18 protein-coding genes are annotated in these 17,957 nt (G+C 36.7%); all 18 read right to left on the bottom strand.

The window, feature by feature from the left end:
- Positions 1–28: 28 nt before the first annotated feature.
- The 18 genes from RZ78_RS04570 to RZ78_RS04655 all read right to left on the bottom strand — a co-directional run bounded on the left by RZ78_RS04570 (position 29) and on the right by RZ78_RS04655 (position 17,946).
- Positions 29–367, bottom strand: coding sequence for a DUF1831 domain-containing protein (locus RZ78_RS04570; RefSeq protein WP_054608259.1), 339 nt, complete (start codon positions 365–367; stop codon positions 29–31).
- A gap of 1 nt (position 368) precedes the next feature.
- Positions 369–1,523 (bottom strand): cysteine desulfurase family protein, encoded by a 1,155-nt coding sequence (locus RZ78_RS04575; RefSeq protein ID WP_054608260.1) that lies wholly within the window; start codon positions 1,521–1,523, stop codon positions 369–371.
- A 17-nt stretch (positions 1,524–1,540) separates the two neighbouring features.
- On the bottom strand, positions 1,541–2,233 hold the full coding sequence (locus RZ78_RS04580; protein WP_041152394.1) for a 5'-methylthioadenosine/adenosylhomocysteine nucleosidase: 693 nt from the start codon (positions 2,231–2,233) through the stop codon (positions 1,541–1,543).
- A 10-nt stretch (positions 2,234–2,243) separates the two neighbouring features.
- A complete protein-coding gene (locus RZ78_RS04585) occupies positions 2,244–2,495 on the bottom strand; it encodes a hypothetical protein (protein ID WP_054608261.1) in 252 nt (83 codons plus the stop codon).
- 22 nt (positions 2,496–2,517) lie between these two features.
- A complete protein-coding gene (locus RZ78_RS04590) occupies positions 2,518–3,072 on the bottom strand; it encodes an NUDIX hydrolase (protein ID WP_034534468.1) in 555 nt (184 codons plus the stop codon).
- A gap of 66 nt (positions 3,073–3,138) precedes the next feature.
- On the bottom strand, positions 3,139–3,342 hold the full coding sequence (locus tag RZ78_RS04595; RefSeq protein ID WP_034531780.1) for a cold-shock protein: 204 nt from the start codon (positions 3,340–3,342) through the stop codon (positions 3,139–3,141).
- Between the two features lie 51 nt (positions 3,343–3,393).
- Positions 3,394–6,192, bottom strand: a complete 2,799-nt coding sequence (gene ileS, locus RZ78_RS04600) for an isoleucine--tRNA ligase (RefSeq protein WP_054608262.1) — start codon at positions 6,190–6,192, stop codon at positions 3,394–3,396.
- A 232-nt stretch (positions 6,193–6,424) separates the two neighbouring features.
- Positions 6,425–7,066, bottom strand: coding sequence for a DivIVA domain-containing protein (locus RZ78_RS04605; RefSeq protein ID WP_053791873.1), 642 nt, complete (start codon positions 7,064–7,066; stop codon positions 6,425–6,427).
- 17 nt (positions 7,067–7,083) lie between these two features.
- The gene (locus tag RZ78_RS04610; protein WP_054608263.1) at positions 7,084–7,866 is read right to left on the bottom strand and encodes an RNA-binding protein; all 783 of its coding nucleotides are present in this window, start codon (positions 7,864–7,866) and stop codon (positions 7,084–7,086) included.
- 1 nt (position 7,867) lies between these two features.
- Complete coding sequence (locus tag RZ78_RS04615; protein ID WP_034534475.1) at positions 7,868–8,272, bottom strand: cell division protein SepF; 405 nt, start codon at positions 8,270–8,272, stop codon at positions 7,868–7,870.
- 38 nt (positions 8,273–8,310) lie between these two features.
- Positions 8,311–9,543, bottom strand: coding sequence for a cell division protein FtsZ (gene ftsZ, locus RZ78_RS04620; RefSeq protein ID WP_053791875.1), 1,233 nt, complete (start codon positions 9,541–9,543; stop codon positions 8,311–8,313).
- Positions 9,544–9,572: 29 nt separating this feature from the next.
- Positions 9,573–10,934 carry a cell division protein FtsA gene (ftsA, locus tag RZ78_RS04625; RefSeq protein ID WP_054608264.1) on the bottom strand — a complete coding sequence of 454 codons (1,362 nt, stop codon included), beginning with the start codon at positions 10,932–10,934 and terminating at the stop codon, positions 9,573–9,575.
- Between the two features lie 109 nt (positions 10,935–11,043).
- Entirely contained in the window at positions 11,044–11,832 is a 789-nt protein-coding gene (locus RZ78_RS04630) for a cell division protein FtsQ/DivIB (RefSeq protein WP_191978840.1), read from the bottom strand.
- Positions 11,833–11,946: 114 nt separating this feature from the next.
- On the bottom strand, positions 11,947–13,038 hold the full coding sequence (murG, locus tag RZ78_RS04635) for an undecaprenyldiphospho-muramoylpentapeptide beta-N-acetylglucosaminyltransferase (protein ID WP_054608266.1): 1,092 nt from the start codon (positions 13,036–13,038) through the stop codon (positions 11,947–11,949).
- On the bottom strand, positions 13,038–14,417 hold the full coding sequence (murD, locus tag RZ78_RS04640; protein ID WP_054608267.1) for a UDP-N-acetylmuramoyl-L-alanine--D-glutamate ligase: 1,380 nt from the start codon (positions 14,415–14,417) through the stop codon (positions 13,038–13,040). The genes murG and murD overlap by 1 nt, the downstream gene beginning before the upstream one ends.
- A 23-nt stretch (positions 14,418–14,440) precedes the next feature.
- Positions 14,441–15,397, bottom strand: coding sequence for a phospho-N-acetylmuramoyl-pentapeptide-transferase (gene mraY / locus RZ78_RS04645; protein ID WP_054608290.1), 957 nt, complete (start codon positions 15,395–15,397; stop codon positions 14,441–14,443).
- 21 nt (positions 15,398–15,418) lie between these two features.
- Entirely contained in the window at positions 15,419–17,572 is a 2,154-nt protein-coding gene (locus RZ78_RS04650; RefSeq protein ID WP_054608268.1) for a penicillin-binding transpeptidase domain-containing protein, read from the bottom strand.
- On the bottom strand, positions 17,569–17,946 hold the full coding sequence (locus tag RZ78_RS04655; protein ID WP_041152401.1) for a hypothetical protein: 378 nt from the start codon (positions 17,944–17,946) through the stop codon (positions 17,569–17,571). Before RZ78_RS04655 ends, RZ78_RS04650 begins: the two co-directional genes overlap by 4 nt.
- Positions 17,947–17,957 lie beyond the last annotated feature (11 nt).

The following is a 17,957-nucleotide window of genomic DNA, read 5'->3' on the forward strand; positions in this document are numbered from 1 at the left end:
AAAGAGGGCTATTAAGCCCTCTTTTTAATTATTTTCTCACGAAAACTTTTCTTTCCACAAAGTTATCCATCAAGAAATTGAATTGTTCAACTAATGCATCAGCATTTTTGTTGGTAAAAATATTAACCTTATTTAAACCATTTGCAGTGATGGTAGTCATCTTAAATGTTTTTAAATCGCTCTTAAAAACAATCTTTAGCTTGATACCATTGTAAGGATCTTCAGGATCTAATGTTCTTTCAAATTGAAAGTTACCAGCATTAGTCTTTACAAAACCCATGTCAGATAGTGTGAATTTTTTGATTTCAGGACTAACTGCGTATGTTTTAGAATCACCTTGTAATTGATTTGCTGTTTCAAAAGCCATATTAGTCAACCTTCTTTATTCTCTTAATTACCTTTACTAATGCAGTGGTAAAGGCGTCGATTTCTGAATCTGTTGTGAATTTACCGAAACTAATTCGAATTGATTGAGATGAACGATTGGTATCATTGCCAAACATTGCCATCAAAACGTGTGATGGTTCAATGTTTCCAGCTGTACATGCTGAACCAGCTGAAATCGCAATTCCTTCCAAGTCCAAATTAGCCAAAATGATGTCTGAAGCAATGCCCTTAATCCAAATGTTAAATACATGTTGGACCGGGTTGTCTTCGACAGTTCCGTTAACAACGAAATCAATATCATTATCATTTAAAGCATCAATGATTTGATGTTTGAATCCATAATAACGATCGTGTAGTTCGTGCTTTAATTCAGGTGTAATTTGAGAAACCGCGGTCGCAAATCCGGAGATTGCAGGAATGTTTTCTGTTCCGGCACGACGCTTCTTTTCTTGGTCTCCACCTTTTACAAAACTTGGAAAATCTACCCTAGTTCGTCTGTATAAGAAACCAGTCATCTTAGGACCATTAATCTTATGAGCAGATGTTGATAGTAAATCAATGTGGTCCTCATTTACATCAATATCTAACAATCCATAAGCTTGGACGGCATCGGTGTGGAACCATGCCTGATGGTCCTTTAAGATTTCACCAATTTCGTGAATTGGCATGTGAGAACCAACCTCATTGTTAGCAGTCATGATGGTTACCAAGATGGTATCATCGTCTAATGCATCCTTGAAGTCGTCTAAACTAATTATCCCAGTTTCATCGACTGGTAGATAAGTTACTCTAAAACCTTGTTCTTCAAGATAAGCAAGTGGCTTTAACACTGCTTCGTGTTCAATGGCAGTTGTAATAATATGGTTTCCTAAATTCTTTCTTGCTTCAGCAGTTTGAAGAATTGCTGTATTATCACTTTCACTACCACCACTTGTAAAAATAATTTCGTCTGGCTTCGCATTAATACTGTTGGCGATAATGTCTCTACTATCTTCCAATACGGTATGAGCCTTTCTACCGATGCTGTACAAGGTAGAAGCGTTACCGTAAACGTTTTGCATCTTATCGTACATGTCATCCAAAACGTTTTTATCCATTGGAGTGGTAGCGGCATTATCTAAGTAGATTTCAGTCAAGTATACCTAAACCCCTTCTATTTTTGATTTGCGAATAAGTCTAATAACATTTGAGCAGATTTCTTACCTGCATCAATGATGAATTCGTCAAAGCTACGATCAGCGTCACCATTGGCGTTATCTGACATTGCTCTAACTACAACGTATGGGATATCAAATTGGTTAGCAACTTGTCCCACAGCTGCCCCTTCCATTTCACATGAAAGTGCGTCTGGGAAGTTCTTTAGAATGTTATCAATTACTGCTTGGTCGGCAACAAATTGATCACCTGTAACGATTAATCCCTTTTGAACGTTTAAACCAACTTCCTTAGAAGCTTCAGTAATTTCTTTTACCCATTTTTCTGAAGCTTTGAATCTTGCTGGTTGACCTGGTAATTGGCCGTATTCGTATCCAGCAGCTCTAGCATCAACGTCGTGGTATGCAGTTTCAGTTGAAACAACAACATCACCGACAGCTAGGCCTTGGCCAATTCCACCAGCAGAACCTGAGTTGATAACGATATCAACATCAAAGCTAGTAATTAATTGAGCAGTTGTTAAACCTGCTTCAACTTTACCAATTCCTGAACGAACAAGAACAACTTCTTGTCCAGAAATGTTACCTTCGTAGAAAGTCATTTCTTTGATGTCTACTTTCTTAGTGTTGTCTAAATTATCTAGCAATGATTTGATTTCTTCGTCCATTGCACATAAAATTCCAAATTTCATAAATATCTCCTTAAGGATTAACGTAGATTAGTATTAAGTAAACGACAATGATTGCAAGAATTAAAAATGCAATAGCCCAGTTAAGTCTTCTACCTAAACGTTTTGTCTTTTGTTCGGTTGTCATTGCATGAGCCTTGCCCTTTTTTTCTTCGGGTCTAATTCTCTTCAATGAAGGTTGCTCAACTGGTTCGTCTCTTTTTATAAAATCATCGTCAATAGAATTTCTTTTTTGACTATCTTGATACTCTTTTCTAGTTATCATATTGGACTTGCTCCTTTATTAATTAAAGACCAATCTTATCATGTAACTTCCAATAATAAATAGCAGTAATTGTCTTAGCATCCTCGATTTCGCCACTTTCAATCATTGCCATGGCTTCATCAAGTGAGTATTCCTTAATTCTCAAGTATTCACCTTGATCTCTTGGTAATTCATCTTCAACTGGTTCTAAATCAGTTGCCAAGTATAGGTCCATGTATTCGTCACAAAAACCGACACTTGAATAAAATCCGGTGATTCGTTTGATGTTATTAGCCTTGTATCTAGTTTCTTCGTTCAACTCACGAACCACAGTATCCAAGGCAGTTCCATGGTCTCTACTATCAACTTTACCGGCAGGAATCTCGATTGTTTCTTTAGCAACAGGAGCTCTCCATTGGGTTTCTAATAACATCTTGTTGTTCTTAGTTAAGACTAAAATACCAACGGCATTGGAATGATGAACAACATCTCTAGTTGATGTTTCACCATTTGGCAATTCAACTGTTTGTTTTTCAACGTTGATAATTGCGCCATCGTACTTAGGCTCAACACCTAGTACCTTTTCCTCTAAATCCATAATATCAGCCCTTTTTTAGTTATATATTCATTCTATATATATTTAATTATTTTTTCAATGGACTGACTAATCAATTACACGAATTTTGACAGCTTGTGGTCCCTTCATGCCTTGTGCAATTTGATATTCCACTTGTTGACCGATTTCAATTTCATTTCTAGTCTTGTTTTCGACAGCTGAACCATGGAAGAAGACCTTGTTCTTGTCTTCACCCTTTAGAAAACCAAAATCGTGATCCGGGTTAAAATTATTTACTTTACCTTTAATCATATTATTTCTCCTTAAAAATAAAAAACTGGGATAGTCCCAGTTTTTTATCGATTATTCTTCGAATCCTTCAGTAGCTGTTTCTGGGAAGTTATCACGAACAATCTTAGCACAACGTGCACAGAATTGTGGATAATCTGCATCAGAACCAACATCTGTAGAGATTAGACGGCAACGTTCACAAGTGTCACCTTCAGCATGTTCAACAACGATTGAAACACCGTTGTTAAAGCTTTGTGCATCACTTGGAGCATCAGCTAAATCTTTAACTTCTAGTTGTGAAACCATCAAGATTTGACCAACATTTGTGTGTAGGCTATCTAGTAATGATTTAACTTCATCATTTACAAATAATGATAGTTTAGCTTCTGAAGCCTTACCAATTATCTTGTTATTTCTAGCTTCTTCCAATGCCTTCAATACGTCATCTCTGACTTCCATGAACTTGTGCCAGTTTGATGAAAGTTCATCTGCACCTGGTAAGTCCATTGGTTCTGGCATTTCTGATAGTTGAACGAATTCTTCTTTTTCAGATAGGAATGGCCAGATTTCTTCAGCAGTGTGAGGAAGAATTGGTGTAATTAATTTAGTAATTGCAACAGCTGCATTGTATAGAACTGTTTGCATTGATCTTCTTTCTGCACTATCTTCGGCGTAGATGTATAGGATATCCTTAGCGAAGTCTAGGTAGAAAGCTGAAAGATCAGCATTGATGAATGAAAGTAGACGACGGTTTAGACTTAGGAAGTCAAAGTTATCGTAGTCTTCCTTAATGTCTTTGACAAAGTTGTTTAACTTAACCATCATGTATTGGTCAGCTGACTTCATGTCTGCAAAATCAACACCATTTTCCTTAGGATCAAAGTCAGAAGTGTTGGCAAGCATATATCTCATGGTATTTCTAATCTTCTTATATGAATCAGAAATCTTAACAAAGTTTTCCATTGATACACGAACATCGGCAGAAGTATCTACGGAAGTTACCCATAGACGAACGATTTCTGCACCCATCTTCTTAATAACTTCATCAGGAGCAATTGTGTTACCAAGTGATTTACTCATCTTGTGGCCTTCACCATCAAGTGTGAATCCTTGTGATAATAATTGCTTGTATGGAGCCTTACCGCTAAATGCAACACTAGTAATTAAACTTGAGTTGAACCATCCACGGTATTGGTCAGAACCTTCTAGGTATAGGTCTGCAGGATATGTTAGGTAATCACGTTCGGCACAAACACCTTGGTGTGATGAACCTGAATCAAACCATACATCCATGATGTCGTTTTCCTTAGTAAACTTACCATTTGGTGAATGTTCACTAGTGAAGCCTTCTGGTAATAGGTCCTTAGCTTCTTTTTCGAACCAAATGTCTGAACCATGTTTTGCAAATAAGTCTGCAACGTGGTCAGTAGTTTCTTTGGTGATGATTGGAGTACCATCTTCACCGTAGAAGATTGGTAGTGGAACACCCCAAACACGTTGTCTTGAGATTACCCAGTCACCACGATCTTTAATCATGTTGTATAGACGTTTCTTACCCCATTCAGGTTTGAATTGAACGTCTTCAATGGCATTTAGAATGTCATCTCTAATCTTATCAACAGAAGCAAACCATTGATCAGTAGCACGGTAAATAACCGGCTTCTTAGTTCTCCAGTCAAATGGGTAACTATGAGTGATTGGTTGGTACTTCAATAATAAGTTCTTTTCTTTTAACTTGTTTAATGAAATTTCATTTGCATCATCGTAGAAGACACCTTCGAAATCTGGACCAGCTTCCTTAGTTAGGTAACCTTGTGCATCAACATCAACAAAGATATCTAAGCCATATGATTTACCTACGTAGTAGTCATCTTCCCCAAATCCAGGAGCAGTATGAACTAAACCAGTACCAGTATCGATAGTAACGAAATCACCTAGCATGGTTAATAGTTGTCTGTCCATAAATGGATGTTGAGCTAATACACCTTCTAGTTCTTGACCTCTTACAGTCTTTACGATTTCGTAGTCTTCCCAACCGAATAATTCGGCATCTTTTTCAACTAATTCTGCAGCTAAAACAAACTTACGATCATCGTTAGCTGGTTTAACAACTGCGTAGTCGAAACCGGCATCAATTGTGATACCCATTGAAGCAGGAATGGTCCATGGAGTAGTAGTCCATACAACCATGTATGTGTTATCTTCGTCTAAAACACCTTTACCATCGACAACCTTTTCAGCGTAGAAAGCTGAAGGTGATTCGATATCGTGGTATTCCACTTCGGCTTCAGCTAGAGCTGATTCTGAAGACCATGACCAGATAACTGGTTTCTTACCACGGTAGATTAGACCCTTTTCAGCCATCTTACCGAATACACGAATTTCAGCAGCTTCAAATTCAGGCTTTAGAGTTAGGTATGGGTTGTCCCATTCACCAGTAACACCTAGACGTTTGAAACCTTCTCTTTGACGATCAACTTGCTTCAAAGCATATTCATGACAAAGTTTTCTGAATTCGTTAGTATCCATTTTCTTTCTGTCATATCCAGCTTGAGTAAGCTTTTGTTCGATTGGTAAACCGTGAGTATCCCAACCTGGTACATAAGGTGCTCTAAATCCGTTCATTGACTTGTATCTTACGATAAAGTCCTTTGAAATCTTGTTTAAAGCGTGTCCCATATGAATGTCACCATTAGCATATGGAGGTCCATCATGAAGAACAAATGATGGTTTTCCTTCGTTTAGTTTTTGTCTCATTTGGTAGACGTGATTGTCTTCCCATGCTTTTTGTCTTTCAACTTCTTTAACAGGTAAATTTCCACGCATCTTAAACTTGGTCTTACCTAGGTTCAAAGTATCTTTTACACGCATAACACACACTCCCTTTTCTAATTATAAAAAAAGAAGACTTCATCACAAGGGACGAAGTCTTCCGCGGTACCACCCAAATTAGGATATTAAAAATAATATCCCATCTTTATTTACTACATTAAAAGAGATTAGCCAGAGGTGATCTGCATAGAATGATTTACAACTGACCTTCCACCATTTGTCAGCTCGCTATATTGTATCGAATTCTAAGCTTTCTATTCTCTATCTCAAGTTATTCAATTGCTTTGAATGAGCCATCAGGATAAATCTTAATAGTTGCATCTGCTGGCATTTCTTTACCTTCAGATTGTACAACTGTTTCCTTAAAATTGTCAAGGTTATTAATTTGTTCGTTAACCTTGTCGAAGTTACCGTCAATTCCGGAAATCATTTGATCCCATTCTGGGCTGTTAACAAATTGCATTTGGCTTTCAAGTAAAGTTCTGATTTTTTCTCTGAATGATTCAGTTGTCTTTCTTAAATCATCATTTGCAATAAGTAGTGCTTTAGATTGGTTTGAGATATTTTCAACGATGTCTTTAGCCTTAACGCTAGCATCATTCAAAATTTCATCAGCTTGTTTTCTTGATTGTTCAGTTACGTTGTTGGCTTCGTTTTGAGCTTCAACTTTAACCTTATCAGCAGCATTTTGTGCAATGATAATTGATTGATTCAATGAATCCTTCATACCATTAAAGTATTTTAGTTCATCTTCAGTTTGTTTCAAACGGTTCTTCATATCGATATTTTCGGATAAAGTTAATTGGTAATCCTTGATAATACGATCTAAGAATTCGTTTACCTCGTCAATATTGTAACCTCTCATTTTTACAGAAAACTCTTTATTATGAATATCTTGTGGGCTAAGTACCATTGTATCTCTCCTCCAACCTATTTTTTTAATACAGAAATAATGGCTCTATATTTACCTTTTTTGGTTTGGCCTTCCTGACGCTTTAAACGAATGCGACCGAATCTTCTAACTGATACAACATCGTGTGTTGTAATTTCGTAATCCGGTCGACTGTTTACCGCCCAGTTAAGGTGAACCTTTTGATGACTAACTAACTCTTTGGCATCATTTCTGGATATGTTAAATCCTTCCGAAATTAAATTATCCATTCTAAATGATGATAGAGTTGTTGACTCATCTCTCCATTCATTTTCCGGCGTAATGACGTCAGAAAATTCTGTTTCAATCAGTGAAACCTTGGTTTTACCAATTGAGCTAATTTGCATTTTTAAGAAGTCAGCAATTTCTCTTGTGCATAGGAATTGCCATCTTGTTCCGTCGGTTAAAATATCGCCAATCGTTGATCTCTCAACACCCGAACCTAATAAAGTTCCCAATATCTTACTGTGACGTAATTTTGAGAACTTTACTGGATATCTAATTTCAAACAACTTAACTTGATAATCATCTTCAGATGGTTCGAAGTATTCTGGATATATCAAGCCACGTTTCATTTCTGAGTTTGGATATCCCCCGAAAAAGGCGACCGATAAGTCACTCTGGCGGTTAACTAAAGTCGTTAAAATATAAACCTGTCTAGGATTTAAAAACTTAGTTAGGATTGGACGATATTGATTAATTGACTCATCAATTAAATCTGCACAAGAATCGATGAACGGAACTTCTTCTTTTCTAAAATGCTGTTCAATATTTTTATCCATTTTATCTTAAACGTTCATTCATTTCTTTTCTGATTTCCCCGTCTACATAGTAGTTGTGTGGAGTGAAAAGAAAGACTAATTCAGAAATTCTCTCAATATTTCCATCAATAGTGAAAACAACTCCGTTTAAGAAATCAATAATTCTTCTAGTTGCTTCATCGCTAGCAGCATCAAAATTAATGATTACAGCATTGTTATCAATTAATTTTTGCGCAATTGTTTTTACATCAGCATAAATCTTAGGTTCAAAGACGGAAATTTTGCTGTTGCGACTTTGACTTGAGTTTTTGCTAATTGAAACTACCTTATCATTGTTCTCCACTTGGGAGTTATCTTCTTCGTAAAAGTCTTCGTCTTGATCGTAATCAGTTCCGAAGAATTTACTAAAACTAAACTTAGCTGTCATTTCAATTCATTCCCTTCAAAGAAATCTAGAAAAAGTGATTAGTTCTTACGACGGAATTTAAAGAATGGAGGTAAATCGTCATCACTTGATTTATCTTCCTTTTGATTGTCACTTGAGTTGTTAGCATCAAATGGATCAAATTCTTTCTTTTGTACGTTTTCAAAACGTGTGTCAGATGGCTTGTCGCTATCTGTGTTTTCGTCGTTAGTTCTAACGTTACCTTGGTCTTCCTTGTGATGTCTTGGGCTAACTACCTTACCAGGAGTTTCTGAAACTCTTGATGGACGTGCTTGGCCGTTTAGTAGTTCTTCTGGACTAGTTTCGATTCCTGTAGCAATAACAGTAACCTTGATTTCGTCGCCTAGGTCTTCATCAATTGAAGTACCAAAGATAATGTTTACATCGCTAGTTGCAGCTTGAGCAACGATGTCTGAAGCATCTTGAGCTTCAAATAGTGACATGTCTGGGCCACCAGTGATGTTTAATAATACTTGTTTTGCACCATCGATTGAAACTTCTAACAATGGTGAAGAAATAGCCTTCTTGGTTGCTTCTGCAGTTCTGTTTTCACCTGTAGCAGTACCAACACCCATAAGTGCTGAACCAGTGTTTTGCATAACAGTCTTAACATCAGCAAAGTCCAAGTTAACGTATCCAGGACTAGTAATTAAGTCAGAAATACCTTGAACACCTTGTCTTAATACGTTGTCAGCTTCTTGGAAAGCTTCCATCATAGGTGTCTTCTTATCAACCATTTCTAATAGACGGTTGTTGGCAATTACGATTAAAGTATCAACGTTTTCCTTTAATGCTGAAACACCTTCTGCAGCATATTTAGATCTTCTTGGTCCTTCAAAAGTAAATGGTCTAGTAACAACACCAACAGTTAAAGCACCTGAGTCCTTAGCAATCTTGGCAACGATTGGAGCAGCACCGTTACCAGTACCACCACCCATTCCGGCAGTTACGAATACCATATCTGCGCCTTGAAGTGCTTCTGAGATAGCTTCTTCACTTTCTTCAGCGGCCTTAGTTCCTACTTCTGGATCTGAACCTGCACCTAAACCTCTAGTTAATTTAGGTCCTAATTGGATTTTTGTTTCAGCTTTTGATGTGTTTAATGCTTGAACATCGGTATTTGCAACAATAAATTCAACACCTTTAACATCTTCAGCAATCATACGGTTAACGGCGTTACTACCACCGCCACCTACACCAATAACTTTAATTTTTGCGCCTTGGTTTTCAGTAGAATCTAATGAAAATTCCATTTTAACTTCCTCCGTGTACTTCTGTTATTTTATTCGAAAAAGTCTTGGTAAAAGCGTTTAAGTCTTCCCTTAGTGCTTTTAGCTAGTTTTGAACCAGACTTTTTAGGTTTACTTGGTTGTTGTGGTCGATTATCTTGTTGAATGTATTCAGATGAGTTATCGATTACATCATCGCCATAATCGTTACCAATGAAATCATCATTGGATTGAGTGTTGTTCACTACAGTTTTGCCTTCTAGTGATGATCTTACTAACACTTGAATTTCACTCATGTTAGCACGATACGTTACTAGTGACAATGGAAGTGAAAATGATGGGTGTCTTAATCCCATTTGATCTGGAATGTAGACTCTAACGTTAGTATCAAATCTATCGGCTGCTAATTCTGAGATCCCAGGCAATGCTGCAACTCCACCAGTTAGAACAATACCTCCAGGTAGGTTTAAAGCAGAGATACTGCTTAAACTCTTGTACATTCTAGTAAAGATTTGGTCTACTCTAGCTTGAATGATTTCTGCTAGGTATTTTTCAGAAATTCTGACTGGTTGGCTTTGACCAACAACTTCAATTGGAAATTCATTGCTTTCTGATGCTTCAATTTCATCAGCGTAACCGTAATCGCGTTTAACTTTTTCGGCACTTTCTAATGAAGTGTTAAGCACAACAGAAATGTCTTTAGTGATGTATTCTCCACCTTCACTATCTACAGTAGTGAATTTTAGTTGATGATCATGAACAACAGAAGCAGTTGTTTGGCCACCACCTAAATCGATTAGAACAGTTCCAAAGTCTTGTTCTCCATCATCTAAAATAGTCATGCCTTGTGCTAATGGCATATTGATGATTGAAGATGGATTTAATCCAGCTCTTTGAACCGCTTTTCTAATATTATGGATAATAGTCTTTGGTCCAGTGATGATACGACCCTTCATTTCAAGTCTTACACCGACCATACCTCTTGGGTCCTTTATGCCGTCAAATCCATCAACGATGAATTCATCAGCTAAGGTATCCATAATTTCTCTTTCTGGTGGTAGGTTTTTAATCATTGCAGATACAGTAACGTTTTTAACGTCTTCATCTGAAATTTCTCTTGATTGATCTGAGATAGCCACCATACCGCTGCATGGTTCAATCTTTAATTGGTTGGCAGGAATACCAACAATCACATCATGAATTTGAATACCAGCTTTTTCTTCTGCCTGGTTAACAGCTCTTCTAATTGATTCAGAAGCCTTGTCAATATCGACGATGATGCCTCGGCTAACACCTTCAGAGCGTTCGTTTCCTAAACCTAAAACGTTCATTTGGCCTTTTACTTTTTCGGCAACAATCACCTTAATTGACGTAGTTCCAATATCCAATCCAACATACATTTCTGAATTCATTATCTAAGGGAACCTCCAATTAAGCATAATTATTCTTAGATACTCTAGTTTATATTTAAGTTAGTTATAAGTTAATTTTAACACAAGAGTAGACAACTCTAAAGAACCATTATTAGTTTCTTTTTTTAGTTGTAGTTGTTGTTTTCTTAGCATCCTTATTTAGCGTTTCTTTTAGCTTAGTTTTTGTAGATGCTTTAGTGGTTGTATTGCTACTTTTCTTATCATCATTGATTGGAAATGAGTAAGCACCAACCTCTAAATTAATAACACTTTTTGTTTTTAATTGAGTGGCGATTGAGCGATAGAAGCCCATCTTATCATTAAAATCGTGCATCAAGATAATAACGCGATTACCATCTCGCATATAAACGTGTAATTCATCTGGGTACACCTTGGTTGGTGAGTATGAAATGACACGAATGTTGTCTCTGATGTCCTTAGGTAGCCTTACATACTTTTCAATCATTGATTTCAATAATGACTGATTATTAAATTTCACTATATAAGGCATCTTAGAATCATTAGGATTCTTTACAGCAATATTAGTAACCTTTCCGTTTTCTAATATTAGATACTGCTTGTTGCCACGAGTTTCATAACCAATTTCTTTATATGGTGAAACTGAAACAGAAAGATGATTAAATCCCGTAAATTTAAAATCTAACGATTTAACGCGATGATCATCATTAATAACCCTTTGGTTAATTTTATTTTTATGACCAATAACTTTAAAAATACTGTCCCCTTCATCTAACTGAAGTTCTCTCTTAATATCTTTTTGAGAGATATATCCGTTTCCATTAACGCTAATACTACTAATTTGACTCATTGGTGAAACCAAGTAAATCAAGATTAGTAATAATACAACTAACGGAATGATGATATATGAGGAAGATTTCATTTTATTTTTTATCTTTTGCTTATGCAATTCAACAAAATCATCGGATATTCTTGAAGCCCTATTCGAGGATTTTTTTGAGGAAAATAATTTAGACTTCATAGTAAAGTTCCTCCATTAACGGCAAATTGATTTTGCAACTTCCAACAGACGACTTGCGGCATCACGACAACCCATTTTTCTTGAGTTTTCAGCCATTTCATTTCTCTTTTCCTTATCGTTCATGATAAAGTCAGAATTTTCAATTAATGTCTTCGCATTTAAATCATTTTCAGTAATGATTAAAGCGGCATCGTTCTTCACCAAACTCAATGCATTCTTGGTTTGATGATCAGCAGTAACGTATGGACTTGGAATTAATACTGATGGGATTCCAAGAGCTGTAATTTCGGCTAAACTAGTAGCCCCTGCTCTACCAACGATTGCATCAACCTTTGGTAAAACGTTTGGCATATCAGCAATGTAGTCCTTAATTACCACATTATCGTTAATTGTTTGTCCTTTTAGTTGTTCCATAACGTCATCGTAACGCTTCTTACCGGTAACGAACACAACTTGGTAATTCTTTTCGTTGTATTGACGAATGCTTTCGCAAACAACTTTGTTAATCTTCAATGCACCTTGGCTACCACCAAAGATTAAAAGGGTTGGAACATCGTTTTTTAATCCGTATTGTTCCCAAGAAAAATCAGATTTTAAGTTTGCCACTTGTTGGGCACGTGGGTTACCAGTATAAACAGTCTTTTCCTTTGGAAATTGGCTGATGGCATCTTCGAATCCAACTGCAATCTTATCAACGTGTTTGCTTAGGAAACGGTTAGTTAGACCAACAACACTGTTTTGTTCGTGAATCATTGTTGGAATATTCATTTGTGAAGCAGCGTAAACAACGGCTCCAGAAACGTATCCACCAGTTCCAATCACGATATCTGGTTTAAATTTTTTAATTAACTTCTTTGATTTATGTAGACTCTTTAAAAACAAACTAACAGTTTTTACGTTGTATAAAGAAAGAGAACGTTTGAAGCCTTGGATTTCTAATTCTTCGAAAGCGATGTTGTGTTTTGGAACGATATCCTTTTCCAAGCCTCTAGTTGATCCAACGTATAAAACTTCAGCATCAGGATCAACTCTGCGAAGTTCTTCAATTAATGCTAGTGCAGGATAGATGTGGCCACCAGTTCCTCCACCTGAAATCATTAGTCTCATTAGTTTTCTTCCTTTCTACCTGTTTTTTGTTCTACTAGTTGGATGAATTCGTCCCCTCTTTGTTCAAAGGTATCATATTGATCCCAACTAGCATTAGCTGGAGACAATAGAACAATGTCGCCTTCTTCACTCATTGCCCATGCTTCATCCACAGCTTCCTTCATGTTATTAACAATCTTGATGTTTTTAACACCGGCCTTCTTAGCAGTGTCTGCTAACAAGTCCTTAGTTTCACCAAATAAGGTAATTGCCTTAACATGGTCGGCGAAATCCTTTTCCAGTTTTTCGAAAGTGTAACCACGATCTAATCCACCGGCAATTAGAACAACGTTATCTTTAAAACTTCTCAAAGCCACTTGAGTTGCTTCAATGTCTGTAGCCTTTGAGTCATTGTAGAACTTTCTACCATCGGCAGTTAATACGTATTGGACACGGTGTCTGACACCACCAAATGTACTTAGTGCCTTCTTGATTGCGGAGTTACTCTTGCCCATAATCTTGGCAACAGCAATTGCTGCTAAAGCGTTTTGCACGTTTTGTTGACCAGGAACTCTAATTTCATCAACATTCATAACGAATTCATCTTTAAAGAAGATTTGTTCGTCTTTCACGTATGCACCGTCTGTGCTTACTGCTTCGTATGAGAAAGGAACCACCTTAGCCTTACTACGTTTGCTTAATTCACGCCATTCTTCATTATCAAAGTTCACCACGAAAAAGTCATTTTCATCTTGATTTTCGGTAATGCGCATTTTAGCGTTAACGTAGTTTTCTCTAGTCTTATGGTAGTCAAGATGATTTGAGAAAACGTTGTTTAAAACGGCAATATGTGGATGCAATGTCTTAATGCCAACTAGCATAAAACTAGATAATTCTAAGACAATGTCATCATCCTTAGTTGCCTTTGTGGTAATAGTACTTGCTGGAACACCAATGTTTCCTGCTACGTATGAATATCCAGTAGTTCTTTCTTCGTTTAGGATGTCATTAATCATAGTTGAAACGGTTGTTTTACCATTACTACCAGTTACACCAACAATTGGTGCTTCACTGACTTGACTGGCAATTTCAACTTCAACTGTGATTGGAATATTTCTTTTAATTGCTTCTTTAATTAATTCATTATCGTAAAAAATTCCAGGGTTCTTGACAATTAAATCAAAATTGTAATCATCTAAAATCTTTGGACTTTGTTTAGCATCAATTACCTCAACGCCAATTTTTTCTAACTCTTCTTTTGCGTCCGATTTCAAAGGATTAGCGTCATTTAACCAAACGTTAGCGTTTAATTGCTTTAATAGCTTAGATGCATTGATTCCACTCATTCCCGCACCTAAAACTAGTATGTTTTTATTTTGATAATCGTCAATATTTTTCATAATTCATGCTCCCAAAAATATTATTATAAAATAATTGATAAAACTCCGGTAATTGCCAAAATAGCACCTGCAGCCCAGAAGACAATATCAATCTTCCATTCTGACCAACCTAACATTTCAAAATGGTGATGGATTGGTGACATTAAGAACACTCTCTTACCAGTAAGTTTGAATGATGTAACTTGAATCATTACACTCAATGTTTCCAATACAAACATGAAACCAATCCAAATTAATGAAAGTTCATGATGAACCAGAATTGATACGGCAGCTAACGAACCTCCAAGTGCTAATGATCCCATGTCTCCCATGAAAATCTTAGCTGGCTTGTGGTTGAATACCATAAATGCACATAATGCACCAACTACAGCTAAACAAAAGATTGCAACATCCATTTGGTGTTGAACTAATGCAACAACTGCATAAGCTAAGAAGGCAATGATTGATAATCCACTAACTAAACCATCTAAACCATCAGTTAAGTTAACTGCGTTTGAGAAACCAGTTAGGTAGAAGATGATGAAAATTGCGTAGAACCAACCAAGGTGTAAATCACCCATAAATGGAATCTTTAATGCTAGTGGGAAGTGGTGCGCATAAACAAAAGTGAAGATTAGTCCACCCACGATTTGACCCGCTAGTTTTTGCCATGCTTTTAGACCTTCATTTTGACGTCTAAATAGCTTGATACTATCGTCCCACATTCCTAATAATCCATACAATACTAGGATGAACAATAGGATTAGTAGTGTTGGGTTCATCATGTGAGCAACCCCACCACTAATTAGTGACGCAATAATGATTGCGATGATGAAAAGAAGACCACCCATTGTAGGTGTTCCTGATTTCTTTTCATGCCACTTTGGTCCTTCTTCTCTAATCATTTGGCCTTCATGCTTTCTTCTGAAGTAGCCAATTAGAGATGGCATAAAGATTAATGTAATTAAAAAACTAATTATGATTGGTAAAACAATATTCATAAACATCCTGATTTCAATCCCCTATTTAAATTTTATGGTTACCTTGGTTCCACCGTCTAGACTTGCCCCTGGTTTGACGGATTGCTTATAGGCATAACCGTCACCGTCAAGTTCGGCACCAATACCTGCCATTCGACAGTATGTCGCAACATCATATCTAGACCAGCCCTTTAGGTTAGCCATAGTCTTACTACCATTGGTTTGAACGATTACCAATCGATTCTTTGAAACTTTTTCGTTGGCATCAATTGATTGATCTAATACTTTATCCCCGTCACCAATAATTGAGTATTTCAAACCGGCAGCTTTTAGTTCTGCCTTAGCTTCACTGGTTGATTTGCCAGTAATGCTTGGAACCTTTAGACTATTTTCATTTTCAGCATTTACGTTTTCTTCCAATGCTAATCTCATTACTGGGTTAAAGATTTCGGCCATTAATTGTGAAGCTGTCTTAGTTCCAGTTAAATGAGGTTGTTTCATTGTTATATATAAAATGTATTTTGGATTATTTGCTGGTGCAATTCCGGCAACTGAGTATAGGTAACTGTCGTCACCAGATTCGTATCCAGACTTACCATCACTGACTTGGGCAGTACCAGTCTTTGCGGCAATCTTGTAGCCTGGAATCTTGTATGCTCCACCAATACCGTATGATTTATAAACAACATCTTCCATATGTTGAATAACTTGTTTTGCTGTACTTGCGGTAATTGGATGACCAACTACCTTCTTTGGATATGATTTAATAACCTTCTTGGTCTTTGGATCCACAATCTTTGTAACAAGTCTTGGTTGTAACATTGTACCACCGTTAGCGATTGAAGTTAATGCCCTCATCATTTGCATTGCATTAACTTGGATACCTTGTCCAAACGCTGTATTAGCTTGTTCGATTGGGTAGTTAAATTGAACGCTTCCAGTTTCTTCGCCAGGGAAACCTAAGTTAGTTGAAGTAAAGAATTGGAAACGGTTCATGTAGTTTCGCCAAGTCTTGGCACCCATTTGTTGTTCAAGGTGGGCCATGGCAACGTTACTTGATAATGCGAAACCTTTGTTATAGGTAATGTCACCCCAACCGCTAGTATTCCAGTCAGGAACAACCTTACCATCAACTAGGTATTTACCAGAATGATATGTGGCATTTCCGTTATAGTGACCACTGTTAATTGAGGATGCAACAGTGAAAATCTTCATTGTTGAACCAGGTTCGTATGAATCTTGAATCAATGTGTTACGCCAGATGCTACTTAGTCCCTGCTTAGTAGTAGCGTTAAATGTAGGACGTTGAGTAGCAGCTAAAATGTCACCAGTTTTGGCGTTCATCAAGACGGCATTCATTGTCTTTGGATGAACTTGGTTGTAAACACTGGTCATTTCAGTTTCTAGTAATGATTGAAGACGATAGTCTAAAGTAGTGTAGACGTCGTCACCATTCTTAGCTGGCTTATTAACACTTTCACCATTATCAACTTCAACACCTGCGTTGTTTAGTTGAGTGGTCTTGTATCCGTTCTTCCCAGTCAATAATTCGTTATATACCTTTTCGATTCCCATTTGACCAGTTAGTGAAACTTTACTATCGCTAGAGTTTGAGTTAGCAGACGCATATCCAATGATGTGAGAAGCAAAGACACCGTTTGGATATAGTCTTGATGGTTGTTGTAAGAAGTTCAAACCTGAGATGTGGTATGAATCTAGTTTTTGCTTTTGAGTTAATGAAATATTAGTACCGGCTGAACCAAATTCAACTTGGAATGCATTGGTACTAGGATTTAGATCCTTTAATGCTTGCTTATAAGAAATTGGTAACACTGAAGAAATTGCTTTGGCAGCTTTTTCCTTATCAGTGATGTACATTGGCTTGTTATCCAAACCAACTTGTTTCTTATTCAAGATGGCATACATTGTATAAACGTTAGTATCTTCAGCAAGCGGTTGACCGTTCGCATCGTAAATAGTTCCACGTTTAGCAGAAATCACGTTGCTTTGAGTGTACAAACTCTTCGCCATTTCGCTTAAGTTGTATCCACCAACGTTTTTAAATACTGATACATATGTAAATCTCAATACCATACACAAAAAAACGCCTAGACATAGCAATAGTAAAAATTGTCCATAGCGGCTACGGTTTTCTCGGCGTTTTTTTTGTTTGTTCCGATTATTTAATTTATTCATTTGCTAACATTCCTTACGTTTTTATTGGACAAAGATAAATCGGCTTGTTTAGCAATTTTTTGTAGACGATTTCCGCTTTGAAGTTCACTTACTTCTTGCTTTAGTGTACTGTTATCATCTTTAACCTTGCCTAATAAATTAGTTGTTACTTGAAGTTCTGTGGCGTGGTTACCTAGTGCAATCTTTTCACCAACTAGACCAACCATTAAAAAGAATACAAGTGAACATCCTAATATTACAACAGTTTTTTCAAATTTTGACAATCCAAGTCTTACATTTGATTTCACTTCTGGATTTTGTTGTTTTTGTTGTTCCCCTGCGGAGTAATAACCAGGGGTAGCGTATACGCTATTAGCTAGATTATTTTGTGCCATCAGATTAACTC

This window comes from Apilactobacillus kunkeei (assembly GCF_001308195.1).
GTDB classification, from domain to species: Bacteria; Bacillota; Bacilli; order Lactobacillales; family Lactobacillaceae; genus Apilactobacillus; species Apilactobacillus kunkeei_C.